The following is a 24,721-nucleotide window of genomic DNA, read 5'->3' as shown; positions in this document are numbered from 1 at the left end:
TTCGTCGGTTCCGGCGGATAAGCGTGTCGTCTACGGAGGACAGTCGGAGTGCAAAAAGCGCGGGGTAATCGGAAGGTTCGCGGAGACGACGTCTCGTCAGTTGTTGCTGGTGTTGTCGTCGCTGGAGTCCAGCCCCAGTGCGGCGGCCACGTCGAGCAGCCCCTGGCCCTGGACGTTGCTGGAGAGGCCCAGGTCCTTGGCCGTGCTCAGAATCGTGTCCTCCGCGTCGCGGGCCGACGAGCCGTTCGACATCAGCTGGCCGACGGCCCCGGCGACGTGCGGCGTCGCCATCGACGTCCCCGAGAAGGTGTCGTAGCCGCTGGGCACCGTCGAGTAGATGTCGGTGCCAGGCGCGATGACGTCGACTTCGGGACCCTGGCTGGAGAAGCTGGACTGCTCGTCGTTCTGGTTCGAGGACGCCACCGCGATGGTCTCGGGGTACGCGGCGGGGTAGCCGACACAGTCCGTACACTGGCCGTCGTTGCCGGCCGCCGCGACGAGCGAGACGCCCTTGTTGTAGGCGTATTCGACGGCGTCCTGGACGGTCTGGGAGTCTGAGCCGCCGAGGCTCAGCGAACCGACGTCCCAGCCCTGGTCGGCGACGTACTCGATACCGGCCGCGATGTCCGAGTACGACCCGCTGCCGCCGCAGTCTAGCACCTTCACAGCGTGCAGGGTGATGTCGGGGCCGACGCCGACGACGCCCTCGCTGTTGTCGTCGGCGGCGGCGATGCCGGCGCAGTGGGTGCCGTGGTCGTTGTCGTCGGACCACGCGTAGTTGCATGCGTTGCTGTTGCCGGAGAACGAACAACTACCGGTCAACCCACCGGAGCCACAGTCGACGAACGCCTTGCCCGAACCGAGATAGTCCTGGAGGTCGGGATGGTCGTCGTCGATGCCGGTGTCGATGATGGCGACGTCCGCCCCCGAACCGAGTTCACCGTTGGCGTGGGCGACCTCGGCGTCCACCCGGTCGATGCCCCACGGCAGCGTCTCGCCGAGCGCCTGCATCGTCCCGTTCTCTTCGACGTAGCGGACGTTCGGATTGTTCTCCAGTGCGGTCGCCGCCCGCTTCGCAGCGCGAATCGTCACGACATCGATGGAGTCGAACTCCCGCACCACGTCGTCCGCCTGCTTCCGTGCCGCAGCGCGACCACGCTCGTTGCTGAATCCGACGTTCACCTCGACGGTGTCGTCGGGCTTGGCCGCCGCGAGTCCGCTAGCGGTCGCCGTCGCCAGCGACCCGCCTGCCAGTTTCAGTACGTTCCGCCGTGAAACACCATTGGCTTTATTCACCATGCCACTCCCTACAACGAACTCTTACAGTAAAAGATTATCTCAAGATTCTAGATAATATATGAACTTACTAATTCCAGAAATAAAGGTCTGTCTGGCGGAAGAACGGCTCTAGCTACGTATCGTCGCTGGAGTCGAGACCGAGCGCTGCCGCCACGTCGAGCAGGCCCGACCCGGATTCGTTCGACGCGAGGCCGATGTCCTCGGCGTTGTTCTTGAGTGTGCTCCGGGCGTCGGAGTTGGTGGCACCGTCGGCCATCAGCTGGCCGGCGGCACCCGCGACGTGCGGACACGCCATCGACGTGCCGGAGAACGTGTCGTAACCGCCGGGAATCGTCGAGTAGATGTCCGTCCCCGGCGCGGCTATCTCGACCTCCGGACCGGTCGAGGAGAAGCCGGAGAGCACGTCGCTGCTGTCGGTCGAGCTGACAGCCACGACCTCGGAGTATGCGGCGGGATAGCCGACGCAGTCCGTACACGGGCCGTCGTTGCCGGCGGCGGCGACGAGGAACACGCCCTCGCCCTGGGCGTACTGGACGGCGTCTTTGAGTGCCTGGGACCCCGAGCTGGCACCCAGGCTCATCGAGCCGACGTCCCAGCCCTGGTCGGCGACGTACTCGATACCGGCCGCGATATCCGAGTACGACCCGCTACCGTTCTTGTCGAGTACCTTCACGGCGTGGAGGGTCGCCTCCGTCGAGACGCCGACGACGCCCTCGCTGTTGTCCACGGCGTCCGCGATGCCGGCGCAGTGGGTGCCGTGGTCGTTGTCGTCGTCCCAGGTGTACCGGCACAGCGTCGGGCTGCCCTTGCACTCGACGAACGCCTTACCCGCGCCGAGGTTGGCCTGCAGGTCCGGGTGGTCGGAGTCGATGCCGGTGTCGAGGATGGCGATGTCGGCACCGTTGCCGGTCTCGCCGTTGCGGTGAGCAACGTCGGCGTCGACGCGCTCTATGCCCCACGGTTCGGTCTCCGCGAGTGCATGCATCGTCCCGTTCTCTTCGACGTAGCGGACGTTCGGATTGTTCTCCAGTGCGGTCGCCGCCCGTTTCGCAGCGCGAATCGTCACGACGTCGATGGAGTCGAACTCCCGCACCACGTCGTCCGCCTCGTTCCGCGCGGCCGAGAGGCCCCGTTCGTTGCTGAATCCGACGTTCACCTCGACGGTGTCGTCGGGCTTGGCCGCCGCGAGTCCGCTAGCGGTCGCCGTCGCCAGCGACCCGCCTGCCAGTTTCAGTACGTTCCGCCGCGAAACACCATTGGCTTTCTTTACCATGCCAATAGCTACAATATATCGCACCAACTTAAAATTTCCTTGGAAAACTTGTTATTTTTATTAGGTGAATTAGAATACGATGCCGGTCGTCGGCGTAGGTCGCTCGACCCGTGGACGAGAGGCACCGAGCGTTCGGACTTCGTCGTCGTTTGCGACTACCGTATCCTGACCGACCGGCGAGTCAACCGCCTGGAGCGCGACGTCTACTGGCCGAACTGCATGTCCTCGTGGTCGCCCCCGACCACCGCCAGCGCCGCGTCGCAACCCTTCTCGCCGTCGTAACCGACGTTCGCCTCGCCGACGTCTCGGCAGCGCCCCTCGTTATCAAAAACCACGGTCGGCAGCGACGACGGCGCTTTATTAAAATATTTTCATTTGGTTCAAATATCCCGATAGCGTTCAATTTCAACTGGCGTTCATCCCGACGCGGAGTTGAAAGGCACCGGGACGCCGGGAGCGGACCGTTTTTTACCCGCGGCCACCTACCGGGAGGCGTGCAAATCGTCGGGTACGACACCGGTGCGGCGGACGAGCGGTCGCCAGCCCTGCTCGTGAGCGACGCGGGGACGCTCTCCCGCGAGCGACTGGACTCCGGCACCGAACTGTCGTACACGCTCGGCGAGCGCCACTGTGCGGGGACGCTCGGGGACGACGACCACGTCGCCTGCGACCGACCGGACGCGCCCTACTGCGACGCCCACACCAGCACGTGGGTCTGTGCGCGCTGTACCGGCACCTGCCTCAAAGACGAGATGGACTGTCACGAGGACCACGCCGTCTACCTCGCGGCGTTCGCCCCGACGACGTTCAAGGTCGGCGTCACCCGCGAGTGGCGACTAGACACGCGCCTCCGCGAGCAGGGGGCCGACCGGGCGGCCCACCTGCGGACCGTCACGAACGGCCGCGTCGCCCGCGAGATAGAGTCCGACCTGGCCGACCGATTTCCGGACCGCGTGCGCGTACCGGACAAGGTGGCGACCCTCCACCGCGACGTGGACGACGACGCGTGGGCCGACGCGCTCGCCGACTTCTCCCCCCTCGACACGTTCGCCTTCGACTACGGCCTCGACCTGAACGCGCGACCGGTCGCGGAGACGCTCGCCAGCGGCACCGTCGTCGGGACGCAGGGACGGATCCTCGTTCTCGAACGCGCGGGCACCACCTACGCCGTCGACATGCGCGACCTCGTGGGGTACGAACTCCGGGTGGGTGCGACCGACCGCAGCCTCCAGGCCAGCCTCGGCACCTTTTAGGCCGCGCGACGTCGATTCTTCGACGTGGCCGACGTGACACTCGCCTTCGAGGGCGGCACGGTCCGGGTCGAGGCGGAGCGCGACCTCCCCGTCGAGGACCTGCCGTTCGTCGACACGGATCCGCGCTCGAAGACCTACCGTGCTCCCGCGTTTCGGTACGCCGCCCTCCGCGACGCCCTCCGTGCGAACGGCGTCGCCTTCGACGACCGCGTGCTCGACGCGCCCGACCTCCCGGACCTCCGCTCGGACTACGAACTCCGGGAGTACCAGGCGAACGCGCTCGCGGCGTGGGAGGAGGACGCCGACGGGACGCGGCGTCCGCGCCGTGGAGTGCTCGAACTGCCGACCGGTAGCGGCAAGACCGTCATCGGCGTGAAGGCCATCGAACGTCTCGGAACGGCGACGCTCGTCGTCGTCCCGACGCTCGACCTACTCGACCAGTGGCGACGCGAACTCGAAGCCGAGTTCGACGTGCCGGTCGGCCAGCTGGGCGGTGGCGAACAGCGGGTCGAACCGCTGACGGTCGCGACGTACGACTCGGCGTACCTCTGGGCGGACGACGTGGGCGACCGGTTCGGTCTCGTCGTCTTCGACGAGATCCACCACCTCGGCGGCGAGGGGTACCGCGAGATAGCGCGCCTGCTCGCCGCCCCGGCGCGGCTGGGACTCACCGCGACGTTCGAGCGCCCGGACGGTGCCCACGAGGTGGTCGCCGACCTCGTCGGACCGAAGGTGTACGCCATCGACGCCGACGAACTGGCCGGCGACCACCTCGCGCCGTACGACGTCAAGCGCCTGACGGTCGAACTCACCGGGGAGGAGCGCGAGCGGTACGAGGCCGAACAGGAGGTGTTCACGGACTACCTCGCGCGCTCTGACATCCGGATGCGGAGCGGCAGCGACTACCAAGAACTCGTCAAGCGCTCCGGCAGCGACCCCGAGGCCCGGGAGGCGCTCCTCGCCAAGCAGCGGGCCCGGGACCTCATGATGAACAGCCAGGGGAAGGTCGAGACGCTCGCGGAGATACTGGACCGCCACCGCGAGGACCGCGTCATCGTCTTCACGGCGCACAACGACCTCGTCTACCGGCTCTCGGAGCGGTTCCTCCTCCCCGCCATCACCCACCAGACGCCGACCGCCGAGCGCCGCGAGATTCTGGAGCGGTTCCGGCGAGGGGAGTACTCCCGGGTGGTCACCTCGAACGTCCTGGACGAGGGCGTCGACGTGCCGGACGCCAACGTCGCCGTCCTCCTCTCCGGCAGCGGGAGCGAACGCGAGTTCACCCAGCGGCTCGGACGCGTCCTCCGGCCGAAGACGGACGGCGGCCGAGCGCTGCTGTACGAGGTCGTGAGCGAGGAGACGGCGGAAGAACGGGTCGCGGAACGGCGGCGATAGACGGAGACAGCGAGGTGGTGGGGGAGAGGTCCGGCGAGGGGCGACTACTGCAGGTCCAGGCTGATGCTTCGCTTGTCCGCGTTCTCGTACTTGGCGTACTTGACCTCCAGGGGAACCTCGACCTCCTTCCGCTCGCCGCCCGGCACCGTCACCCGGTGGTCCCTGTTGTGAACCGTGTCGTCTATCTCGACGGTGACGTCGAGCGTGGCGGAGGACTTCTTCTCGCCGTGGTTCTTGATCTCGGTCGCGACGACGAGATTGTCGTTCTCGCCCTTGCGCGGTCCCAGAATCTTCATCGTTTCGAGACTTCCCGAGCGCTTCGGATCGTCGTCGCTGGATTTCTTCTCTTGTCCGCCTTCGAGGATGGCTGCACAGCCGCCAGTCGACCCGAGGACGGCGACCAGACCGAGCCGTTGGAGGGCGTCGCGTCGGCGCATACCCTACCCTGAGATTCGGTCGGAATGAATCTTCTCATTCAGATTGCTTTTGTAGTCGCCGTCCCTACCGTCCGCCGTGCTGACGAAGGACCTGCTCCGGGTGTCGCGCGCCGGCGGCGGCTACCACCCCCAGTTCGCCGACCGCGGACACCGTCCGCTGGCCGCCCGCGTCCTCGGCACCTACCAGGGCCACGTCGACGAGCCGCGGTTGGCGCTGGACGCGGCGCTCGCCGACCTGGAAGCCGACGCGGAGGACTTCAAACTCGTCCGGGGGTTCGCCAAACTCCTCGAACGCGAGGCGACGTTCGAGACGCGGTCTGCCGTCCCGCCGGAGCGGGCCCGACGCGTGACCTTCGAGGCCGCGGAGGCGGTCGGCGTCGTTACCGAGAGCGACCGAACGACCGCACTGCGGCGGGCCGCCGACCGCCTCGACGCGTCCCCGGACGACCTCGCAGACTCGCTGCACGCCGACCTCGACGAGCGCCAGGTGCTCGCCGACTTCGAGTCCCGCTGGGACCCCGAGGAACTCGTCGCCCAGTACAACCTCTCGCTGGCCCAGACGGCGCTGTTCGACGCCACCGAACTCCGCGTTCGGACGTCCGACCCGAAGGCACTGGTCTCGGCGGTCAAGCGCCTGCGGCTGATGTACGAGATACGGAAGACAGGGGACGGCCGCGAGGTGGTCGTAACCGGTCCGGACGCCCTGTTCCGCTCGACCCGGCGCTACGGCACCCGGTTCGCGCGACTGCTCCGGACCGTCGCGAAGGCGGCGGAGTGGCGACTCGTGGCGACGGTCGACGACTACGGCACCGAGCGCGAACTCGTCCTCTCCGAGGCCGACCCGGTCCGCGTGCCGGCCACCGAACCGGTCGCGGGCGTCTCGTTCGACAGCGGCGTCGAGGCCGACTTCGCCGCCCGGTTCGAGGCGCTCGACCTCGACTGGGAACTGGTGCGCGAACCCGAACCGCTGGAAGCCGGGGCGCGCGTGATGATTCCGGACTTCGCGTTCGACTGGCCCCACGGGGAGTTCCGCGTCTTCTTCGAGGTGATGGGCTTCTGGACGCCCGAGTACGTCGAGAAGAAGCTCTCCCAGCTCGATGCGACGGACGAGCGATTGCTGGTCGCCGTCGACGAGAGCCTCGGCGTCGGCGAGGAGATAGCGGCCCGCGACCACCGCGCGATTCCCTACTCCGGGACGATTCGAGTGAAGGACGTGCGCGACGCGCTGCGCCGGTACGAGGACGAACTGGTCGCCGAAAGCGCCGCCGACCTCCCGGCGGAACTCGTCCCGGACGCCGACGCCGCGACCGTCGCCGACCTCGCCGCGGAGTACGGCGTGAGCGAGGCGGCTGTCGAGGACAAGACCTTCCCCGACCACGAGCGCGTCGGCCGGACGCTGGTTCGTCCCGCGCTGCTCGAATCGCTCGCCGACGAACTGGCGGACGGGATGGCGTTCTCCGAGGTCGAGACCCTGCTTGCCGAGCGTGGCATCGACGACGCCAGCGCACTCCTCGCCGATCTCGGCTACGCCGTCGAGTGGGAGGGCCTGGGCGGCGGGACGGTGCGCGAGAAGGATTAGATGTCCCGCTGGCGACCGCTCGGGACGAGCGACTGTAGTTCGCCCCGCAGGTAGAGTCCCACGCCGAGCGGTTCTGTCGCGCCCGCGAGTTCGTGGGCGGCGACGACGTAGCCCCAGTCGCCGTCCCACTCTAGTTCCTGGTCCTCGCCGCTGGCGAACCGCCGTGCGGCGTCGCGGTCGAGTTCGACGACGTTTCTCGTCGCGTCCCGACCGAACCGCTGGACGGCGTTCGTCGTCGGCTTCCAGTGCTCCTGGCGCGTGCGCAGGAACGTCATCCCCAGCGCCTCGACGCGAACCGGCGAGTCGAGGTCGCCCCGGAGAATCCATATCTTGCCCTTGCCCTTCTCCCAGAACGAGTAGTTCTCGAACGTCTCGGGGCCGATGCCGAACCGCTCGTCCCACCAGTCGAGCACCTCCCGGCGAGTGGCGCGACCCTCGACGCGCCGTTCGTCGCTCGTCGCCGGCAGGCGGTCGAACCGCTGGCCGTCGTTCGTGGGGTCGCTCACGCGCCCACCTCCAGTTTGGCACAGAAGAATCCGCCCGTGTCGTTGTGGTGCGGGTAGTACCGCCGGGCCTTCCGGACGCTCTCGTCGTACTCCTCGCCATTCCACTCCGTGACGCCCGGGGCGGAGTCGAGGCCGACGTCGAACTCGGCGAGTCGGCAGTCCTCCGCGTCGAGCACGTGGTCGACAACGGCCTCGTTCTCCTCGGGGGCGAACGTGCAGGTCGCGTAGACGACCTCGCCGCCCTCGCGGGTTGCCTGTATCGCCCGTCGGAGGATGCCCTTCTGGACGCCGGCGACGCTGCGGACGTGACCTTCGCTCCAGTCGTCGAGCGTCGTGGGATTCTTCCGTATCGTCCCCTCGCAGGAGCAGGGGGCGTCCACGAGCGCGGCGTCGAACGTCTCGAAGGGGAACTCCTTCAGCGAGAAGTTCCGGGCGTCCTGGTTCGTGACCGGCGCGGCGGTGACGCCGAGGCGCTCGGTGTTGAACCGGAGCGCGGACAGACGACCGAGGTTGTTGTCGTTGGCCACCACGAGTCCCTCGTCGTCCATCAGCGCGGCGAGCTGGGTCGTCTTCCCCCCGGGCGCGGCGCAGGCGTCGAGCACGCGCTGGCCGGGGGCCGGGTCGAGCGCGACGGGTGGGATGGCCGACACCTCCTCCTGGCCGTGGCTCCAGCCGTGGAAAGAGGGCCACGTCGTCCCCGGGCTCGCGTCGATTTCGAGCACCGCGTTGTTCCACTCGCGACCCCGCCACTCGACCCCCGCTTCGTCGAACGCGCGCCGAACCCGCTCCGGGGTGGCCTTGATGGTGTTCACCCGGACGACGGACGGCAGCGGGCGCTCGCAGGCTGCACGGAACGCCTCGAAGTCGTCGATTATCGGTTCGTACCGCTCCAGTACGTCCATCGCCCCGACGTGTGGGCGAGAGCCGCTTGTGGGTTTCGGAAGGAGGCTCGGTCCGGATTCTAGCCTGCCAATACACACCCCGGTTTTAAGCGGACACGCACCGTATCTCGAGCCATGAGTGGCGTTACCATCGTCGCCGAGGACGTTGAGTTGGACTCGCCGACGCTCGTCGAAGGCCTGCCCGGACTCGGTCTGGTCGGCAAGATAGCGACCGACCACATCGTCGAGAAGTGCGAGATGACCTACTACGCCAGCTTCGACTGCGAGGGGCTGCCTCGTATCGCCGTCTACGACGAGGGGGACCGCGACCTGCAACCGCCCGTACGCCTCTACGCCGACGAGGAACGCGACCTCGTGGCGTTGAAGAGCGACGTCCCCGTCTCGGCCGACACAGCGCCGCAGTTCGCCGACTGCGCCGTCAGTTGGATGCTGAACCACGACGCCACGCCGCTGTTCATGAGCGGTCTGCCCCACCAGAAGGAGGCCGGACAGGTGCCGAACCTGTACGGCGTCGCCACCGGCGCGGGCGGCGACCTGCTCGACGAACACGACATCGGCACGCCGCCGGAGGCCGGCGCGGTCGGCGGCCCAACTGGCGCGCTGCTCGCAGACGCGGCCGACGCCGACCTCGACGCGGTCGGCCTCATCGTCCAGAGCGACCCGCGGTTCCCCGACCCCGAGGCGGCCCGGGTGCTCATCGAGGACGGCATCTCCCGTCTCACCGACATCGACGTGCCGACCGACGACCTGGTCGAGCGCGCGGAGGAGATTCGAGAGCAGAAAGAGCAGCTCGCCCAGCGCATGCAGCAGGCCGACACCGACGAGAGTTCGCAGGCGCAACCGCTGCAGATGTTCCAGTGACGACCGCGAGACGGCGCACTTTTCCCCGCGAATCCCCTCGCTTCGGGTATGACCGACTTCGAAGACGCCGTGGAGCAGTTCCTGCAGGACGCCGACGCGGTGTACGACGAGTACGACCAGGGGTATGTGGACGCCGACGCCGCGCTGTCGATGCTCGACGACCGGCTGAACGACCTCCGGGCCGCCGTCGAGGGAGCCGAGGACTGACGCCGCCGAGCGGTGCGTTCACGAACCCCACACGAACAATTATCCCCCGCGGCTACGTCGTCAGGGACGTATGACAGGCTTTTCGGACAGGGTCGAAGCGGTTTCCATAAGCGGTATTCGAGAAGTGTTCGAGGCGGCGGGCGAGGACGCCATCAACCTCGGTATCGGCCAGCCCGACTTTCCGACGCCGAGCCACGCCCGGGAGGCGGCCAGGGAAGCCATCGAGGCGGGAGAGGCGGACGCCTACACGGAGAACAAGGGCACCCGTGCGCTCCGCGAGGCCATCAGCGCCAAACACGACCGCGACAACGACATCGCCGTCCCGCCCGAGAACGTCATCGCCACGGCGGGCGGCAGCGAGGCGCTCCACCTGGCGATGGAGGCACACGTCGACCCCGGCCAGGAGGTCGTCTTTCCGGACCCCGGCTTCGTCTCCTACGACGCCCTGACGAGGATAGCGGGCGGCGAGCCGAACCCCGTCGCGCTCCGGGAGGACCTCACGCTCGACCCCGCGACGGTCGAGGACGCCATCACGGACGACACCGCCGCGTTCGTCGTCAACAGCCCGGCGAACCCGACCGGTGCCGTCCAGAGCGAGGAAGACATGCGAGAGTTCGCGCGCATCGCCGACGAGCACGACGTGCTCTGCATCAGCGACGAGGTGTACGAACACATCGTCTTCGACGGCGAGCACTACTCGCCGATGCAGTTCGCCGAGACGGACAACGTCGTCGTCGTGAACGCTTGCTCGAAGGCCTACTCGATGACCGGCTGGCGACTCGGCTGGGTCGCCGCCAGCGAGCGCCGCACCGAGCGCATGCTCCGGGTCCACCAGTACGTCCAGGCGTGCGCGAGCGCCCCGGCGCAGTACGCCGCCGAGGCCGCGCTCTCGGGACCGCAGGGCTGCGTCGACGAGATGGTCGACGCGTTCGAACGGCGTCGCGACGTGCTGCTCGACGGCCTCGCCGACGCCGGCCTGGAGACGCCGACGCCCTCCGGCGCGTTCTACGCGATGCCGAAGGTGCCCGAGGGATGGGTGGACGAGGTGCTCGACCGCGACGTCATCGTCGTCCCCGGCGAGGCGTTCGGCGAGCGCGGCGCGGGCTACGCTCGCATCTCCTACGCGAACGACACGGAGCAGATAAAGACGGCGCTGGAAGCGATGGACGCGGCGGCGAACGCGGTTCGCTGAGTCCGCCCGCGGTGCCCAACGCGTCCGCCTGAGACTTTATTTCCGTCGCGCCCGTCATACGTCCGTATGTCCATCTCCCGGCGGAGCAATGGTGCGTCGTCCGCCCTCCAGGCGCTGGCCTCGCAGGTGCATCCCGTCTTCATGCTCCCGCCCGTCGCTTGCTCGTGGTTCGGTGCCTTTCTCGCCGGCGAGACGTCGCTCCTCGTCGGACTCGTCCACTCTGTCGCCATCTTCAGCGCCGTCTACACGGCGCACGTCAAGGACGGCTACGTCGACTTCTACGGCCGCGGCGAGGACGACGACCACCCGCTGACCCGACGCGGCTGCGTCCTCGCGCTGGTCGGCGCGACCGCTCTGTTCTTCGCCTGCCTCGCCGCGCTGTGGGTACTCGCGAACCCCGGGGGCGTGGCTCTCACGCTGCCCACCTGGTTCATCGGCTACTTCCACGCTCCGCAACTGGACACGAACCCCGTCACCGCCACGTCGGGCTATCCACTCGGCATCGCGCTGGCGATCGTCGGAGGCTCCTACGTCCAGGCCGGTGCGCTCTCTCCCGTGGCGGTCGCGTTCGCCGCCGTCTTCCTCGTGCTGCTGTCGGGCGTGAAGGTCATCGACGATGCACAGGACTTCGAGTACGACCGGTCCATCCAGAAGCGGACCGTCGCGGTCGCGCTCGGCCGGGAGCGAGCGCGCACGACGGCGTACGCCCTCATGGCGCTCGCGCTCGTCGCGGTCGTGGCGTTCGCCCTCGCGGCCGTGTTCCCGCCGAGTACGATGCTCGCGGTGCTGGGGTTCGCCGCCGTGGCGGTCGTCGCCCGCCGGGCCGACCCGGAACTGGCGACGATGCTGCTCGTCCGCGGGTCGTACGTCTTCCTCGCGCTGTTGCTCTTCGCGGTCTGGTTCCGGCCGCTCTCCTGAAGCGGGCCCGCGACGACCGGGCCGGACGGGACCGGCGTCGTGCACCGACGTCCGGACGACGACCGAACGACGGACGGCCCGGTGGTAGACGGACCGTCCGTTACCGCGGCGTCAACGCTTAACCGTCGAACGTCCTTCGGTGTCGGTATGGCCGCCTGGACTCACCGAGAAGCGTCGGTCGACGGCATTCGCCTCCACTACGTCGAGGCCGGCGACGCCGACGACCCGCTCGTCGTCCTCCTCCACGGGTTCCCGGAGTTCTGGTACTCGTGGCGCGACCAGTTGCCCGCGCTCGCCGACGCCGGATTCCACGTCGTCGCGCCGGACATGCGGGGGTACAACGCCTCCGAGAAACCCCACGGCGTCTCCGCTTATGGCATGGACGAACTCGTCGGCGACGTCGTCGGCCTGCTGGACCACTTCGGTTCGGACGCGGCCCACGTCGTCGGCCACGACTGGGGCGGCGTCGTCGCCTGGTCGGTCGCCATCCGCTACCCCGAGCGAGTCGACCGACTCGGAGCGCTGAACGCACCCCACCCCGGCCGGTTCCGGGAGGTCGTCCGCACGCCCGAGCAGTTGCGCCGGTCGTGGTACATGTTCGCCTTCCAGGTTCCGTGGCTGCCGGAGGCCCTGCTCGGTTCGCGCGACTGCGCCGCGATTCCGGAGATGCTCCGCGGCAGTGCGGCGACCCCCGACGCCTTCGACGAACGCGACCTCCGGCGCTACCGCGAGGCCGCCTGCCGTCCCGGCGCGCTCGGGGCCGCGATCAACTACTACCGTGCGGCGTTCCGCGACGAGGTGCGACGCGAGGTCGGCGCGCTCCTCGGCGACCGCCGCGAGTCGCCCACCGTCGCCGTACCGACGCTGCTGGTCTGGGGCGAACGGGACCCCGCGCTCGGTACCGAGTTGACGGATGGCCTGGAACGGTGGGTGCCCGACCTGCGAGTCGAACGCCTGCCGGACGCGAGCCACTGGGTACAGAACGACCAACCGGAGCGCGTGAACGAGCTGCTGACTAGGTTCCTGCGGACCGCGGAATGAGACTGCCCGCGTCCCGGGTACCGTCGTGAACGGCGCACGACCCGCGGGTCACCGGGTGGACTCTTCCGGCAGTCGGACGACTTCCTCGGGGTTCTGGAACGCGTACAGCACGACGGTTCCCTCGACGCGCTGGTCACGCAGGAGTTGCGTGACGTCGTCCCGGTCCATCTCGGCGATGATTTCGACGGCCGTCTTCAGCGCGTTCTGGGAGACGCCGAGTTGCTCTCGCTGGACCGTCACTCCCGCCGGCGATTTCACGCTCTCCAGCATTACCTCCACGAACTCCGAGAGGTCCGTGGTGTCGGCGAGTCGCTCGTGCCACGAGGCCGGGTAGATGCTGACGTCGCCGTCGTCGACCTCGTAGATTCGGTCGCCCGGTTGCCACGTCTGCGAGCCGGTCAGGCGGTCTTCGAACGATGTCCGCACGCGGTCCAGGTCGTAGTCGAGTTCCTCGGCGTAGGCTTCGACCAGGTCGCGGGCGACGCCTGGCCCCTCGACGGGGTGGTGACGTTCGAGGTATCGGACGAGGCCTCTGAGGGAGAGATACTCGTCGTGGTGGGCCAGGTCATCGACGAGGTCGGTGTCGACGGATGTCATGGCACTCTACTGCGACGCCGAATCGCAAAAACATCCTGTAAGGTTCCCGAGAGGTGCGCGGCGGTACCGAACAGTAGCGGGATACGTACGGCAGGGGTACGCGGCGGCCGGCGCCGCGTCACTTGGCCGTGCTGACTATCTTGATCACGTCGCCCTCTTCGAGTTCGTAGGAGTCGCTTATCTCGCGGTCCGTCTTCGCGTTGACCGCGTGGAGGTAGCCGTCGCCGATGTCGCTGTGGACGGCGTACGCGAGGTCTCTCGGCGTCGACCCCCGGGATAGCAGGTTGGCGTCCGGGAGGACGTTGCCCTGGCCGTCGGTCCACTTCGACTCGTTCTGGACGGGGTACGCCGTAATCTGGTCGAGGAGGTCGTAGACGGCCTCGTTTAGCGACTGCTGGACGCCCGTACCGCCCCACTCCTGCATGACCGCCCGGATCCGTTCGAGTCCCTGCTCCTGTTCGTCGCTCACGTCGCCGACGATCTCGAAGTCGTCGTCGCCGGGGTCGTAGTCGACCACGCCCGCCTCGACCGCCTGCCGGAGGGCGAGTTCTCCCTCCGAAGTCGCCGGGACGACCGGCTTGCCCGTCTCCCGGAGGCGCTCGACGTTCTCCTCCGGAGCGACGTCGGCCTTGTTCGCCACGAGGATTATCGGTTTCGTCCGTGCGCGCACGTCGCGCGCGAGCGCCTCGCGGTGTTCGTCGGTCCAGTCGCGGGGATTGTCGGGGTACTCCAGTTCGCGGAGGCTAGCCGCCACGTCGGCCTCCGTCGCGCCGAACCCCGTCAGCATCTCCGCCAGCGCGTCGTCGATGTCGAACCCCGGCGACCGGCTCTGGCGCTCGACGGTCTCCCAGTTGCGTTCGATTATGCCCGCGAGCCACATGTTCATCTCCTCCTCGATGAAGTCGACCTCCTCGACGGGGTCGTGGCTCCCGACCTCGACCGGTTCGCCCTCCTCGTTCGTCCCGCCGGAGGCGTCGACGACGTTGAGGATGGCGTCCGCGTTCGTCAGTTCGTCGAGGAACTGGTTGCCCAGACCGCGGCCCTCGTGTGCGCCCGGGACGAGGCCGGCCACGTCGAGCAACTCGACGGGAACGTATCGCTTGCCGTCGTGGCAGGCCTCGTTGCCGCAGCGCTCGTCGCGTTCGAGGCAGGGACAGTCCGTGCGCACCGAACTCACCCCGCGATTGGCGTCGATGGTGGTGAACGGGTAGTTCGCCACGTCCACGTCGGCCATCGTCGCCGCCTTGTAGAAGGTGGATTTGCCCGCGTTGGGCTTGCCCGCCAGCGCGATGGAAATCATGCGTGGTGGTACCGTCGTTGCGGGGAACTGCCTTTCGGTTCTCCGGGTCCGAGTCGCGGTGGCGGTGCCGGACGCGGACGAGAGTCCGGGAACGAGCGAACGGCCGGCGAGAACGCCGAATCTCCGCCGTACCGCCCGGAGTGACGGTTTAGGAAACCTTTTCCCGCCACTCGTACTGCAAACGCCCAATGAGAACCCATCGGAGGGACACCAGACCATGACGATGGACGACAGCATCGACGACCTGCGAGAGAAGCGTGCGGAAGCCGAGAAAGGGGGCGGCGAGGACCGCATCGAGAAGCAACACGAGAAGGGGAAGATGACGGCGCGCGAGCGCATCGACTACTTCCTCGACGACGGCACCTTCAACGAGTTCGACCAGCTCCGGACCCACCGGAGCCACAACTTCGGCATGGAGGAAAAGCAGGTGTACGGCGACGGCGTCGTCACGGGATACGGCGAGGTCAACGGCCGGACCGTGTTCGTGTTCGCCCACGACTTCACCGTCTTCGGCGGGTCGCTCGGCGAGGTGTTCGCCGAGAAGGTCTGCAAGGTGATGGACAAGGCGATGGAGGTCGGCGCGCCGGTCGTCGGCCTGAACGACTCCGCCGGGGCGCGCATCCAGGAGGGCGTCGCCTCGCTCGCGGGCTACGCCGACATCTTCCACCGCAACCAGCAGGCCAGCGGCGTCATCCCCCAGATTTCGGCCATCATGGGGCCGTGTGCTGGCGGCGCGGTCTACTCGCCGGCCATCACGGACTTCATCTTCATGGTGAAGGACACGAGCCACATGTTCATCACCGGCCCGGACGTCATCGAGACCGTCACGGGCGAGGAGGTCACCTTCGAGGAACTCGGCGGCGCGACGACCCACAACTCCGAGAGCGGCGTCGCGCACTTCGCCGAGGACGGCGAGAAGGAGGCGCTCGACGACATCCGACGCCTGCTCTCCTATCTGCCGCAGAACAACGTCGAGGACCCGCCGAGGGTAGAGCCCTGGGACGACCCCGAACGCCGCGACGAGGAACTGAAGTCGGTCGTGCCCGACCAACCGAAGAAACCCTACGACATGACGCGGGTCGTCGAGGGCGTCGTCGACGAGGACTCCTTCTTCGAGGTCCAGGAGGGGTACGCCAAGAACCTCGTCGTCGGATTCGGTCGGCTCGACGGTCGCTCGGTGGGCGTCGTCGCCAACCAGCCCCGGGTGAACGCCGGCACGCTCGACATCGAAGCGTCGGAGAAGGGCTCGCGGTTCGTCCGGTTCTGTGACTCGTTCAACATCCCCATCGTCACCTTCGTCGACGTGCCCGGATTCATGCCCGGCACGGACCAGGAGCACGGCGGCATCATCCGCCACGGCGCGAAGCTGCTGTACGCGTTCTCCGAGGCGACGGTCCCGCTACTGACCGTCATCACGCGGAAAGCGTACGGCGGCGCGTACGACGTGATGGCCTCCAAGCACATCGGCGCGGACGTGAACTACGCGTGGCCGACCGCGGAAATCGCCGTGATGGGGCCGAAGGGAGCGGTGAACGTCCTCTACAGCGACGAACTCGACGCGGCCGAGGACCCCGACGAGCGCCGGGACGAACTCATCGACGAGTACCGCGACCAGTTCGCGAACCCCTACACCGCGGCGGACCGCGGCTTCGTCGACGACGTCATCGAACCGCAGGACACCCGCCCACGGCTCGTGAAGGACCTGGAGATGCTCGAAACGAAACGCGAGTCCCAGCCGGAGAAGAAGCATGGCAACATCCCGCTCTGAGGACGTCGACCTGTCGATTCTCGACGACGCCACCGAGGCGGAGGCGGCGGCCATCGCCGCCGCCGTGAGCGCGCACCTCCGCGCGCGGGCCGCGGCCGCCGCGGCCAGCGAGGAGACGGAGACCGACTGGGAGGGCAAGCGCTGGGGGTTCGCGGGGAAGGTCGCGCGCCTGCAGAACCGCGACGTGCGCGTCCCCACCGACGCGCCGACCGACCCCTGGAGCGCGGCCGGACGCTCGAGTCGCTTCTAACCGCATCGTCTCCGGCCTGCGGTTCTGTCTACAGTCTGGCAATCATCTCTAAATACGAGAACGTACTACTAGGGAACAACTACTCGCTCTCGGGAGACGGTCGTGCGACTCGCCAGTCGATATCCGGACGACCACCGGTAGATTTCGTTTCGCTCTGGGAGCGCGTGGGGGTGTTCTTCATGACTAAAGTACTGTACGTCATCGAGCGCGAATTCATGCGGAAGACGTTCGAGGCGATAGACCGACACGTCGACGCCGAATCGGCCTACGTCGCGGTCAGGTCCGAAGCCGTCGGCTGTTGCGAACGGATTCCCGAGGTCGAGGTCGACGACGTATCCGACGTCGACCGCCACGTCCGCGAGGTCGACCCGGACGTGGTAGTGTACAACCACCGGTTCCGCATCAAGGACGCGACGTTCCACGAGGAGTATCCGCTGGTCCACGTCCGACACGGCGCGTCCATCGGACGGGGGGAGATCGAGATAACCACTTCGACGACCGGCGACGCGGTGGACGTCGCGCTCGCGCCCGGGGAGCGGTGGGCGCGACGGTACGAAGAGGCGTATCCGGCGGACGTCGACGTGTCGGTGGTCGGCATCCCCGAGGCCGACGACCTCGTGACGGCCGACCCGCCCCGCGAGCGGCGCGTGCTGTACGCGCCGACCAACCACAACTACGGCGGCGGGTCGTACCTCGACACCGCCGAGGCGGTCCTCGACCTGTTCGCCGACACGGAGTACGAACTCCTGTTCCGGCCCCACCCGATGGACCGCAGGGAGGACCCCGGGAGGTCGCTGACCGCCGAGTGTCGGGAGCGCATCGCGGACCTGCCGAACGTGGTCTTCGACGAGGCCGAGACGCCCCGCGAGAGCGTGCTGGCGTCGGACCTGCTGCTCTCGGACTACTCGGGTATCGTGACCGAGTGGCTCCACACCGGACGGCCGCTCGTCCAGTTCACCGACCTCGCGTCCGAGGACGGCGAGGTACCCGGGATAGGGCACGTGACGGCCGTCGACGACCTCGACCTCGGGTCCGTCGACGACCTCTACGAGCGCGGCTACTCCGACCGGGTGGCCGAGCGCGAGGCCGCCGTCCGGTCGGACCTCGGCATCCCGATGGACGGCTCTGCCGGCGAGCGCGCCGCACGGGAGGTGACGGCATGCACGGAGTGATACTGGCGGCGGGTCGAGGCAGTCGGATGAACGAGGTGACCGACGACGCGCCGAAGGCGTTCCTCGAGGTCTCGGGGCGGACGCTGTATGACCGCCAGCGCGAGACGCTCGCCGACCGCGTCGACGGCATCACGGTCGTCCTCGGCTACGAGGCCACGACCGTCCGCGACCGCCTCTCGTCGGCGGACGCGCTGGTGCTCGACCGGTGGGACGAGTACGACAACGCCGAGTCGCTCCGTCGCGCGCTCGAACGCGTCGACGACGACGTGCTCGTGCTGAACGGCGACGTGCTCGTCGCGCCGTCGGTGCTCGACCGACTGGTTCGACGCTACGAGGAACTCGACGGCGAGTACAACGTCGTTGGGTGTCTCCCGGGCGTACAGGAGGAACACACTGCCATCCGGGGCGACGACGCGGGCAACGTCGTCGACTACGGCGAGATTCGCGGTCACCGCCACGCCGGAATCGGCATCGTCAGTCGCCGCCATCACGACGCGGCGACGGACGTGCTCGCCGGCAACCGCACTGGCTGGTACCCCCACCTCTACCCCGAGACCCCGACCAAGCGCGTGTTCGTCCAGCCGGACGCCCACATCGAGATCAACCGTCCGTCCGACCTCGACGCCGCACGAGAGCGGCTTCCCCTGGTCCGTCAGGTCGAGCAGGACGCCGGAAAGTCTTAGTAAGGCTTATACGGTAAGCGTCCGGTTCCACCGGCAACGAATGGAGCTTATCGCCCATCGTGGGTGTGCCGAGGAGTATCCCGAGAACACGATTCGCGCGGTCGAACGCTCTTCTCGACGTCTACCGGCCGTGGAACTGGACGTGCGGCAGTGCCGGTCCGGCGAACTCGTCGTCTTCCACGACGAGACGGTGGGCCGGGTGACCGACGGACGCGGCTCCGTCGCCGGGATGGACTGGACTCGCCTCCGGGAACTCGAGGTGCTCGACTCCGGCGAACGGATTCCGCTCCTCTCGGAAGCGCTGGCCGCGATTCCGCCGGACGTCGGCGCGCAGGTCGAACTGAAGCAGGCAGGCGTCGCCGCGGATGCGGTGGCGACCGTCGCCGACGCTCGCGTCGACGCGCGGTTCACCTCCTTCCGACCGGAGGTGCTGACCGAGGTCCGCGACCACGACCCCTGCGCCCCGCTGGGCTACCTGTTCGGGCAGGCCGTCGGCGTCGACACCGGTCTCGACACCGCTCTTGCGCTCGACTGCGACTACCTCCACCCGCATTCGACGCTGTGTCTGGAGACCGACGTGGTCGAGCGCGCCCACGAAGCGGGGATGGACGTCGTCGCCTGGGGCGTCGACGACGCCGCGACCGTCGAGGCGCTCCAGGGGGCGAACGTGGACGGCGCGACAGCCGACAGCTGGACGCTGACGGGCGAGCGCGCGGAGGTCGAGGCGATGGCCGCGGACTGAGTCCGGGGGCCGGTCCACGACGCGAAGACCGGGACTACGCCCGGCAGACGGCCAGCATGTGTTCGGACCAGTCGACGGCGGTGCGGTCCTCCCGGAGCGTCCTGACGACCTCGCGGACGTCCTCGACGGCCTCCTCGTCGGCCGCCGACAGCTCTTCGTTCATCCGCGAGGCGACGTTCTCCAGGCCGACGAGGCGCTCGACCTCCAGGCCCGCCGCCGCCAGTTCACGCTCGAACTCCTCGGCGCGGAAGAGATGGCACTCCGCCCAGCCCTCGCCGTCGCCCAGTTCCGCGACCCGTTCTTCGGTGTACTTGCCGTCGGCGGCGACGGGCGCGAGCAGGCCGTGCGAGTCGTCGAGGGCGAACTTGACCACGTCCCGGAGCGCGGCGAGTCGGCCGATGACGGAGACGAAGACGGGGCGACCGGAGCGGGCGATCCGCCGGAGTTCGGCCACGGCCGTCGCGCGCTCGTCGTCGTCGACGACGTGCGAGATGGGGCCGCCGAGACAGCAGACCGCGTCGAAGCGTTCGTCCTCGAATTCGAGGTCGCGCACGTCGCCCCGCTCCGCCGTCACGCGATCGGCGAGGCCGCGCTCCGTGGCCTTCTCGCGTGCGAGCGCACCTGTTCGGCCGAGAAGTCGACGAGCGTCACGTCGTGGCCGCGCTCGGCGAGCCAGAGCGAGTACCGGCCCGCAGCGCCGCCGGCGTCGAGGACGCGACCCGAGTCGGGCAGGTATTGGTCGAGGTAGTCGGTCGTGTTCTCGAACTCCATGCGAGTGACGGGGTCGCGGTCGAGACGCTCCCACTCGCTCTCCCCGAACTCGTCGTAGTAGCGACGGAGGTCCATGTCCGTCATCGTTGCGCCCCCGCGAGGGTCTCACGAGTCGTTTCGCTGCCGGTGCGTCGTTCGTATCGCGTGTGTGACTGCATCGTTGTCGTGGTGGAGACGGTCTGCTGGCGCGCGAGCGGTTCGAATCGCCGGGTTTCACCTCGACGCCGTTCCACCGGCAGAATCGAGGCTCCACCCGACGAAAGCAGTCGCTGGTCCCGGATTCGGGAACCGAGCGCGGGGTGGAGCGGTACGCTGCACGACAGAAGTGTCAGACCACGGGGCAATAACGATTTCGCTCGTGCGCTGGCGGCCGGGGCGGCCGAACTGCCGACGACGCCCGGTCGCTTCTCCGCCGCGTATCGTGCCGTCAACGGCGGTTCAACGAGCGGTTGACGCAATCGAGAACCGACAGAATGAGGTTACCCACCCGAATACTCACCCGCAAGAATGTTCGATAAGGTTCTCGTCGCCAATCGCGGGGAGATCGCGGTGCGCGTGATGCGAGCGTGCCGAGAGCTCGGCATCGACACCGTCGCGGTGTACAGCGAAGCCGACCGCAACGCCGGCCACGTCCGGTACGCAGACGAGGCGTACAACGTCGGACCAGCGCGCGCCGCGGACTCCTATCTCGACCAGGAGGCCATCCTCGAGGCGGGACGGAAGGCGGACGCCGACGCCATCCACCCCGGCTACGGCTTCCTCGCGGAGAACGCGGAGTTCGCCGCGAACGTCGAGGACAGTGAGATGACGTGGATCGGCCCGTCCGCCGACTCGATGGAACAACTCGGCGAGAAGACGAAGGCCAGGAAGACGATGCGGGACGCCGACGTGCCCATCGTCCCGGGGACGACCGACCCCGTCGAGGAGCCCGACAAGATCCGCGAGTTCGGCGACGAGCACGGCTACCCCATCGCCATCAAGGCCGAGGGCGGCGGCGGCGGTCGCGGCATGAAGATCGTCCGCGAACCCGAGGAAGCCGAAGACCAGCTCGAGTCCGCGAAACGCGAGGGCGAGGCGTACTTCGACAACGCCAACGTCTACCTCGAACGTTACCTGGAGAACCCGCGTCACATCGAGGTGCAGGTCGTCGCCGACCACCACGGCAACGTCCGCCACCTCGGCGAGCGCGACTGCTCGCTGCAGCGCCGGCACCAGAAGGTCGTCGAGGAGGGGCCGTCGCCCGCGCTCTCCGACGAACTTCGCGAGCGAATCGCCGAGGCGGCCCGGCGCGGTGCCGACGCCGCGGGCTACCGCAACGCCGGGACCTTCGAGTTCCTCGTCGAGGAGGAGGACCGCGAGGACGGCGAACTGCTCGGCCCGGACGCGAACTTCTACTTCCTCGAAGTGAACACGCGCATCCAGGTCGAACACACGGTCACGGAGGAGCTCACGGACATCGACATCGTGAAGTGGCAGATTCGGGTCGCCGCCGGCGAGGCGTTCGACTTCGACCAGGACGACGTCGACCTGGAGGGCCACGCGATAGAGTTCCGCATCAACGCGGAGAACGCCGCCGACGACTTCTCGCCCGCGACCGGCGGGGAGCTGACGACCTACGACCCGCCGGGCGGCATCGGCGTCCGCGTCGACGATGCGCTCCGGCAGGGCGACGACCTCGTGACCGACTACGACTCGATGGTGGCGAAGCTCATCGTCCACGCGTCGGACCGCGAGGAGTGTATCGCCCGCTCGCGGCGCGCGCTCGCCGAGTACGACGTCGAGGGCATCCCGACCATCATCCCGTTCCACCGGCTGATGCTCGACGACGAGCGGTTCGTCGCGGGCAAGCACACGACGAAGTACCTCGACCACCACCTCGACAACGAACGTCTCGTCGACGCCCAGGAGAAGTGGGGGACGGAGACCGAATCCACCGGCGACGACGAGGAGGTCGTCGAACAGGAGTTCACCGTCGAGGTCAACGGCAAGCGCTTCGAGGTGAACCTCGAACAGCGCGGCGCGGCGGCCATCCCAGCCGGCGGGTCCGGCTCCGGCGGCGGCCAGAAACCGCAGCCCGCGGGCGGTAGCGACGACGGCGGCGAGTCCGTCGTCGAGGGCGAGGGTGAGCAGATCACCGCCGAGATGCAGGGCACCATCCTCGACGTGAAGGTCGAGGAGGGCGACGAGATTTCGTCCGGCGACGTGGTCTGCGTGCTGGAGGCGATGAAGATGGAGAACGACGTAGTCGCCTCCCGCGGCGGCACCGTCACGCAGGTCGCCATCGGCGAGGGCGACAGCGTCGACATGGGCGACACGCTCGTCCTCGTCGACTGACGGACACTACTCTTCTCGGCGAAAGGCGACGCTGTACATCCGTCCCGTGTCGACGCCGTCTCCCGCCCGCTCCTCGGCGGCTTCGGCTCGCGCGACGAGGGCGTCCCCGAGGTCGGCCGGGAGTTCCGCGGCGTGCTCGCGAACGAGGTCCACGTGGGCGGACAGCAGGTCCGGCGTCCAGGGTACGGGGTCGAGCAGCGTCTCCGTCCGGGTCGGCCGCCAGCCGTAGCCGGCACAGAGCCGCCGGACCAGGGATTCGGGGTAGAATGTCAGCGCCGGGTCGCCGGTCGCGAGTCGGCTAGCGGCGTTCTCGACGTCGAAGAGGTCGGCGACGGGCGCGGCCACCAGCGTCTCGGGAACGGGGTCGTAGTCGTCGACGACCAGCCACGCGCCCGGCCTGGCGACCCGGGCGAGTTCGGCGAAAATCGGTCCCAGCGTCTCGGGGGAGACGACGTTGACGAGCGCGTGCGCGGTGACGACGTCCACGCTGTCGTCGGGAAGCGGCGTCGCGGCGAGGTCGGCGGTCAGGACCGAGACGCGACCGGGGTCGACGCGCTCGCGAGTGCGGTCGGCGTGGTCGGCGTCGTCGGTCACGGCGTAGACGCGTTCGGCCCCGGCGTCGGCGAGCGCGACGGAAGCGTTGCCCGCGCCCGCGCCGGCCTCCAGGCAGACGGCGTCCTCGACGGGAAGGTCCGCTATCGCCGTTCGTACGGTATCGGACATCGTTCACGTCGACGCTCGCAGGCCAGGCGCTTCTATCTTTCACCCCGGACGGCCCAACTGGTTTGGCACAACGGGCAATCTCTCCCGTTGCCAATTGCCCACCGTTCGTCGCACGTGAACCCGCGAAGGAGGCGTTCACGCTGGCGGGTTTCGTTCGTGCGACCACGTAACCATGACACGCTGCACTGTCCACAACGACGCAAGTGGGGTATCGGTCGACGACGCCATGGACGCGCTCGCCGCACGACGACGTCGAGTGCTGCTCGCACATCTCTTCGAGGAGCGGCGAGCGACGGTCGGAGAACTCGCGGACGAACTCGTGGACGACTCCCGGGGGACCGACCCCCTGCGGGTCCGGACCGAACTCGTTCACGTGGACCTTCCTCGTCTCACCGACGCGGGAATCGTCGCGTTCGACCGCGACGCCGACACCGTCTCACTCGACGGAGAGTTGCCGCTCGTGCGACGCTCGCTCGAAGCGGCCCGCCGGCACGAAGGGCGAACGTAATCGAGGAGCGGACCATTCTTGGTGAGCGTGTGCGAAGGGGTTTCCATGAACGAGACGCGCCGCGCCGTCCTCGACGCCCTGGCCGAGGGACCGGTCGCCGGCCCGGACCTCGCCGACCGCTTCGACGTTTCCCGGAACGCCGTCTGGAAACACGTCGAGGCGCTCCGCGACGCCGGCTTCGAGATCCACAGCAGCGACGCCGGCTACGAACTCATCGCCGTTCCGGAGTTCGGCGGTCCCACGGTCCAGTACGGACTGGAAGCCCCCTTCGACGTCGAGTACCACGACGCCATCGCGAGCACGAACGACCGTGCGCGCGAACTCGCCGCGACGAGCGAGTCCGACGTGGTCGTGCTGGCCGACGAGCAGACCGGTGGCCGCGGACGACTCGACCGCGAGTGGGCCGGTCCGAGCGGCGGCGTCTGGCTGAGCCTCCTCGTGCGGCCTGACGTCCCGCCGTCCCACGCGCCGCTGTTGACGCTCGCCGCGGCGGTCGCCGTGACCCGCGCCGCCCGAGAGGCCGGCGTTCCCGCGGAGATAAAGTGGCCGAACGACGTCGTCGTGCCGGCGGACGGCGGCGACGGTGACGGCGACTCGTCGGCGCGCGGCGGCCGGAAACTGGCCGGTATCCTCACCGAGATGGAGGGCGAGGCGGACCGCGTCTCGTGGGCGGTCGTCGGCGTCGGCGTGAACGCGAACCTCCCCGGCGAACGCCTGCCGGCGGAGGCGACGAGCGTCCAGGAGGAGTCGGGGCCGGTCGAGCGACGCGTCTTCGTCCAGCGACTGCTGGAGACGTTCGACAAGTTGCGTGCCGACCCAGACGCGGTACTGCCGGCGTGGCGCGAGTACGCGGCGACGCTCGGGCAGCGCGTCCGCGTCGAGACCCCCGCCGGAACGGTCGAAGGCAACGCCGTGGACGTGGCAGTCCCGGGCGCACTGGTGGTCGAGACCGACGAGGGTCGGGTCCGCGTCCACGCGGGCGACTGCGAACACCTGCGGCCCGCGTAGGC

27 protein-coding genes are annotated in these 24,721 nt (G+C 68.4%); 16 read left to right on the top strand and 11 right to left on the bottom strand.

The annotated features are described in order from the left end of the window. Positions 1 to 96: 96 nt before the first annotated feature. The 3 genes from ACRYA2_RS03960 to ACRYA2_RS03950 form a co-directional block, all read right to left on the bottom strand. Positions 97 to 1,299, bottom strand: a complete 1,203-nt coding sequence (locus ACRYA2_RS03960) for a S8 family peptidase (RefSeq protein WP_433624422.1) — start codon at positions 1,297 to 1,299, stop codon at positions 97 to 99. Positions 1,300 to 1,411: 112 nt separating this feature from the next. Next, the gene (locus ACRYA2_RS03955; protein WP_433624420.1) at positions 1,412 to 2,572 is read right to left on the bottom strand and encodes a S8 family peptidase; all 1,161 of its coding nucleotides are present in this window, start codon (positions 2,570 to 2,572) and stop codon (positions 1,412 to 1,414) included. 203 nt (positions 2,573 to 2,775) lie between these two features. Beyond that, positions 2,776 to 2,907 (bottom strand): hypothetical protein, encoded by a 132-nt coding sequence (locus ACRYA2_RS03950; RefSeq protein ID WP_433624418.1) that lies wholly within the window; start codon positions 2,905 to 2,907, stop codon positions 2,776 to 2,778. A 159-nt stretch (positions 2,908 to 3,066) separates the two neighbouring features. On the opposite strand from ACRYA2_RS03950, the gene ACRYA2_RS03945 reads away from it, so the two are divergent. After that, on the top strand, positions 3,067 to 3,825 hold the full coding sequence (locus tag ACRYA2_RS03945; RefSeq protein WP_433624416.1) for a DUF2797 domain-containing protein: 759 nt from the start codon (positions 3,067 to 3,069) through the stop codon (positions 3,823 to 3,825). A 24-nt stretch (positions 3,826 to 3,849) separates the two neighbouring features. Continuing rightward, the gene (locus ACRYA2_RS03940) at positions 3,850 to 5,220 is read left to right on the top strand and encodes a DEAD/DEAH box helicase (protein WP_433624414.1); all 1,371 of its coding nucleotides are present in this window, start codon (positions 3,850 to 3,852) and stop codon (positions 5,218 to 5,220) included. Between the two features lie 44 nt (positions 5,221 to 5,264). On the opposite strand, the gene ACRYA2_RS03935 is transcribed toward ACRYA2_RS03940, so the two are convergent. Then, on the bottom strand, positions 5,265 to 5,657 hold the full coding sequence (locus tag ACRYA2_RS03935) for a hypothetical protein (RefSeq protein WP_433624412.1): 393 nt from the start codon (positions 5,655 to 5,657) through the stop codon (positions 5,265 to 5,267). A gap of 76 nt (positions 5,658 to 5,733) precedes the next feature. On the opposite strand from ACRYA2_RS03935, the gene ACRYA2_RS03930 reads away from it, so the two are divergent. Continuing rightward, positions 5,734 to 7,236 carry a DUF790 family protein gene (locus ACRYA2_RS03930; RefSeq protein ID WP_433624410.1) on the top strand — a complete coding sequence of 501 codons (1,503 nt, stop codon included), beginning with the start codon at positions 5,734 to 5,736 and terminating at the stop codon, positions 7,234 to 7,236. On the opposite strand, the gene ACRYA2_RS03925 is transcribed toward ACRYA2_RS03930, so the two are convergent. After that, entirely contained in the window at positions 7,233 to 7,742 is a 510-nt protein-coding gene (locus ACRYA2_RS03925; RefSeq protein ID WP_433624408.1) for a DUF7122 family protein, read from the bottom strand. The two genes, ACRYA2_RS03930 and ACRYA2_RS03925, sit on opposite strands and share 4 nt — an antisense overlap. After that, positions 7,739 to 8,644: an RsmB/NOP family class I SAM-dependent RNA methyltransferase gene (locus tag ACRYA2_RS03920; RefSeq protein ID WP_433624406.1), complete on the bottom strand. Its 906-nt coding sequence runs from the start codon at positions 8,642 to 8,644 to the stop codon at positions 7,739 to 7,741. Before ACRYA2_RS03920 ends, ACRYA2_RS03925 begins: the two co-directional genes overlap by 4 nt. 114 nt (positions 8,645 to 8,758) lie before the next feature. Here ACRYA2_RS03920 and ACRYA2_RS03915 point away from each other — a divergent pair, with 114 nt between their 5' ends. From ACRYA2_RS03915 to ACRYA2_RS03895, 5 genes are all read left to right on the top strand, one after another. After that, entirely contained in the window at positions 8,759 to 9,505 is a 747-nt protein-coding gene (locus ACRYA2_RS03915) for a proteasome assembly chaperone family protein (RefSeq protein WP_433624404.1), read from the top strand. 48 nt (positions 9,506 to 9,553) lie between these two features. Further along, positions 9,554 to 9,712, top strand: a complete 159-nt coding sequence (locus ACRYA2_RS03910; RefSeq protein ID WP_433624402.1) for a hypothetical protein — start codon at positions 9,554 to 9,556, stop codon at positions 9,710 to 9,712. A 70-nt stretch (positions 9,713 to 9,782) separates the two neighbouring features. Beyond that, positions 9,783 to 10,904: a pyridoxal phosphate-dependent aminotransferase gene (locus ACRYA2_RS03905; protein WP_433624400.1), complete on the top strand. Its 1,122-nt coding sequence runs from the start codon at positions 9,783 to 9,785 to the stop codon at positions 10,902 to 10,904. A 66-nt stretch (positions 10,905 to 10,970) separates the two neighbouring features. After that, positions 10,971 to 11,822 (top strand): UbiA family prenyltransferase, encoded by an 852-nt coding sequence (locus ACRYA2_RS03900; RefSeq protein WP_433624398.1) that lies wholly within the window; start codon positions 10,971 to 10,973, stop codon positions 11,820 to 11,822. Positions 11,823 to 11,969: 147 nt separating this feature from the next. Next, positions 11,970 to 12,863, top strand: coding sequence for an alpha/beta fold hydrolase (locus ACRYA2_RS03895; RefSeq protein ID WP_433624396.1), 894 nt, complete (start codon positions 11,970 to 11,972; stop codon positions 12,861 to 12,863). Positions 12,864 to 12,911: 48 nt separating this feature from the next. Here the strand turns inward: ACRYA2_RS03895 and ACRYA2_RS03890 are convergent, their stop codons facing one another. Further along, positions 12,912 to 13,460 carry a hypothetical protein gene (locus tag ACRYA2_RS03890; RefSeq protein ID WP_433624394.1) on the bottom strand — a complete coding sequence of 183 codons (549 nt, stop codon included), beginning with the start codon at positions 13,458 to 13,460 and terminating at the stop codon, positions 12,912 to 12,914. Between the two features lie 118 nt (positions 13,461 to 13,578). After that, complete coding sequence (locus ACRYA2_RS03885) at positions 13,579 to 14,760, bottom strand: redox-regulated ATPase YchF (protein ID WP_433624392.1); 1,182 nt, start codon at positions 14,758 to 14,760, stop codon at positions 13,579 to 13,581. Positions 14,761 to 14,983: 223 nt separating this feature from the next. Here ACRYA2_RS03885 and ACRYA2_RS03880 point away from each other — a divergent pair, with 223 nt between their 5' ends. The 5 genes from ACRYA2_RS03880 to ACRYA2_RS03860 all read left to right on the top strand — a co-directional run bounded on the left by ACRYA2_RS03880 (position 14,984) and on the right by ACRYA2_RS03860 (position 19,375). Continuing rightward, entirely contained in the window at positions 14,984 to 16,528 is a 1,545-nt protein-coding gene (locus ACRYA2_RS03880; RefSeq protein WP_433624732.1) for an acyl-CoA carboxylase subunit beta, read from the top strand. Then, positions 16,509 to 16,778: a DUF8022 family protein gene (locus tag ACRYA2_RS03875; protein ID WP_433624390.1), complete on the top strand. Its 270-nt coding sequence runs from the start codon at positions 16,509 to 16,511 to the stop codon at positions 16,776 to 16,778. The genes ACRYA2_RS03880 and ACRYA2_RS03875 overlap by 20 nt, the downstream gene beginning before the upstream one ends. A gap of 179 nt (positions 16,779 to 16,957) precedes the next feature. Then, the gene (locus ACRYA2_RS03870) at positions 16,958 to 17,950 is read left to right on the top strand and encodes a CDP-glycerol glycerophosphotransferase family protein (RefSeq protein ID WP_433624388.1); all 993 of its coding nucleotides are present in this window, start codon (positions 16,958 to 16,960) and stop codon (positions 17,948 to 17,950) included. Then, entirely contained in the window at positions 17,938 to 18,633 is a 696-nt protein-coding gene (locus ACRYA2_RS03865; RefSeq protein WP_433624386.1) for an NTP transferase domain-containing protein, read from the top strand. Before ACRYA2_RS03870 ends, ACRYA2_RS03865 begins: the two co-directional genes overlap by 13 nt. Positions 18,634 to 18,673: 40 nt before the next feature. Then, the gene (locus ACRYA2_RS03860; protein WP_433624384.1) at positions 18,674 to 19,375 is read left to right on the top strand and encodes a glycerophosphodiester phosphodiesterase; all 702 of its coding nucleotides are present in this window, start codon (positions 18,674 to 18,676) and stop codon (positions 19,373 to 19,375) included. 34 nt (positions 19,376 to 19,409) lie between these two features. Here ACRYA2_RS03860 and ACRYA2_RS03855 read toward each other — a convergent pair whose 3' ends face one another. Then, a complete protein-coding gene (locus tag ACRYA2_RS03855) occupies positions 19,410 to 19,949 on the bottom strand; it encodes a class I SAM-dependent methyltransferase (protein WP_433624382.1) in 540 nt (179 codons plus the stop codon). Further along, a complete protein-coding gene (locus ACRYA2_RS03850) occupies positions 19,946 to 20,230 on the bottom strand; it encodes a class I SAM-dependent methyltransferase (protein ID WP_433624380.1) in 285 nt (94 codons plus the stop codon). The genes ACRYA2_RS03855 and ACRYA2_RS03850 overlap by 4 nt, the downstream gene beginning before the upstream one ends. A gap of 423 nt (positions 20,231 to 20,653) precedes the next feature. Between ACRYA2_RS03850 and ACRYA2_RS03845 the strand changes: the two genes are divergently transcribed. Further along, positions 20,654 to 22,480: an acetyl-CoA carboxylase biotin carboxylase subunit gene (locus ACRYA2_RS03845; RefSeq protein WP_433624378.1), complete on the top strand. Its 1,827-nt coding sequence runs from the start codon at positions 20,654 to 20,656 to the stop codon at positions 22,478 to 22,480. Positions 22,481 to 22,486: 6 nt separating this feature from the next. On the opposite strand, the gene ACRYA2_RS03840 is transcribed toward ACRYA2_RS03845, so the two are convergent. After that, the gene (locus ACRYA2_RS03840) at positions 22,487 to 23,203 is read right to left on the bottom strand and encodes a class I SAM-dependent methyltransferase (RefSeq protein ID WP_433624376.1); all 717 of its coding nucleotides are present in this window, start codon (positions 23,201 to 23,203) and stop codon (positions 22,487 to 22,489) included. 172 nt (positions 23,204 to 23,375) lie between these two features. Here ACRYA2_RS03840 and ACRYA2_RS03835 point away from each other — a divergent pair, with 172 nt between their 5' ends. Together ACRYA2_RS03835 and ACRYA2_RS03830 are read left to right on the top strand one after the other, a co-directional pair. Continuing rightward, complete coding sequence (locus tag ACRYA2_RS03835) at positions 23,376 to 23,711, top strand: DUF7344 domain-containing protein (RefSeq protein ID WP_433624374.1); 336 nt, start codon at positions 23,376 to 23,378, stop codon at positions 23,709 to 23,711. A 45-nt stretch (positions 23,712 to 23,756) separates the two neighbouring features. Beyond that, positions 23,757 to 24,719 (top strand): biotin--[acetyl-CoA-carboxylase] ligase, encoded by a 963-nt coding sequence (locus ACRYA2_RS03830; protein ID WP_433624372.1) that lies wholly within the window; start codon positions 23,757 to 23,759, stop codon positions 24,717 to 24,719. Positions 24,720 to 24,721 lie beyond the last annotated feature (2 nt).

This window comes from Halomicrococcus pelagicus (assembly GCF_050954125.1).
Note: the sequence above shows the minus strand (reverse complement) of the source record. Positions and strands in the feature narration are given on the sequence as shown.

What these genes read in the sequence shown, in the direction of transcription:
- ACRYA2_RS03960 (WP_433624422.1), bottom strand. Translation starts at nt 1,299, where the DNA reads ATGGTGAATAAAGCCAATGGTGTTTCACGGCGGAACGTACTGAAACTG.
- ACRYA2_RS03955 (WP_433624420.1), bottom strand. Translation starts at nt 2,572, where the DNA reads ATGGTAAAGAAAGCCAATGGTGTTTCGCGGCGGAACGTACTGAAACTG.
- ACRYA2_RS03935 (WP_433624412.1), bottom strand. Translation starts at nt 5,657, where the DNA reads ATGCGCCGACGCGACGCCCTCCAACGGCTCGGTCTGGTCGCCGTCCTC.
- ACRYA2_RS03920 (WP_433624406.1), bottom strand. Translation starts at nt 8,644, where the DNA reads ATGGACGTACTGGAGCGGTACGAACCGATAATCGACGACTTCGAGGCG.
- ACRYA2_RS03915 (WP_433624404.1), top strand. Translation starts at nt 8,759, where the DNA reads ATGAGTGGCGTTACCATCGTCGCCGAGGACGTTGAGTTGGACTCGCCG.
- ACRYA2_RS03910 (WP_433624402.1), top strand. Translation starts at nt 9,554, where the DNA reads ATGACCGACTTCGAAGACGCCGTGGAGCAGTTCCTGCAGGACGCCGAC.
- ACRYA2_RS03905 (WP_433624400.1), top strand. Translation starts at nt 9,783, where the DNA reads ATGACAGGCTTTTCGGACAGGGTCGAAGCGGTTTCCATAAGCGGTATT.
- ACRYA2_RS03900 (WP_433624398.1), top strand. Translation starts at nt 10,971, where the DNA reads ATGTCCATCTCCCGGCGGAGCAATGGTGCGTCGTCCGCCCTCCAGGCG.
- ACRYA2_RS03895 (WP_433624396.1), top strand. Translation starts at nt 11,970, where the DNA reads ATGGCCGCCTGGACTCACCGAGAAGCGTCGGTCGACGGCATTCGCCTC.
- ACRYA2_RS03890 (WP_433624394.1), bottom strand. Translation starts at nt 13,460, where the DNA reads ATGACATCCGTCGACACCGACCTCGTCGATGACCTGGCCCACCACGAC.
- ACRYA2_RS03885 (WP_433624392.1), bottom strand. Translation starts at nt 14,760, where the DNA reads ATGATTTCCATCGCGCTGGCGGGCAAGCCCAACGCGGGCAAATCCACC.
- ACRYA2_RS03880 (WP_433624732.1), top strand. Translation starts at nt 14,984, where the DNA reads ATGGACGACAGCATCGACGACCTGCGAGAGAAGCGTGCGGAAGCCGAG.
- ACRYA2_RS03875 (WP_433624390.1), top strand. Translation starts at nt 16,509, where the DNA reads ATGGCAACATCCCGCTCTGAGGACGTCGACCTGTCGATTCTCGACGAC.
- ACRYA2_RS03870 (WP_433624388.1), top strand. Translation starts at nt 16,958, where the DNA reads ATGACTAAAGTACTGTACGTCATCGAGCGCGAATTCATGCGGAAGACG.
- ACRYA2_RS03865 (WP_433624386.1), top strand. Translation starts at nt 17,938, where the DNA reads ATGCACGGAGTGATACTGGCGGCGGGTCGAGGCAGTCGGATGAACGAG.
- ACRYA2_RS03860 (WP_433624384.1), top strand. Translation starts at nt 18,674, where the DNA reads ATGGAGCTTATCGCCCATCGTGGGTGTGCCGAGGAGTATCCCGAGAAC.
- ACRYA2_RS03850 (WP_433624380.1), bottom strand. Translation starts at nt 20,230, where the DNA reads ATGACGGACATGGACCTCCGTCGCTACTACGACGAGTTCGGGGAGAGC.
- ACRYA2_RS03845 (WP_433624378.1), top strand. Translation starts at nt 20,654, where the DNA reads ATGTTCGATAAGGTTCTCGTCGCCAATCGCGGGGAGATCGCGGTGCGC.
- ACRYA2_RS03840 (WP_433624376.1), bottom strand. Translation starts at nt 23,203, where the DNA reads ATGTCCGATACCGTACGAACGGCGATAGCGGACCTTCCCGTCGAGGAC.
- ACRYA2_RS03835 (WP_433624374.1), top strand. Translation starts at nt 23,376, where the DNA reads ATGACACGCTGCACTGTCCACAACGACGCAAGTGGGGTATCGGTCGAC.
- ACRYA2_RS03830 (WP_433624372.1), top strand. Translation starts at nt 23,757, where the DNA reads ATGAACGAGACGCGCCGCGCCGTCCTCGACGCCCTGGCCGAGGGACCG.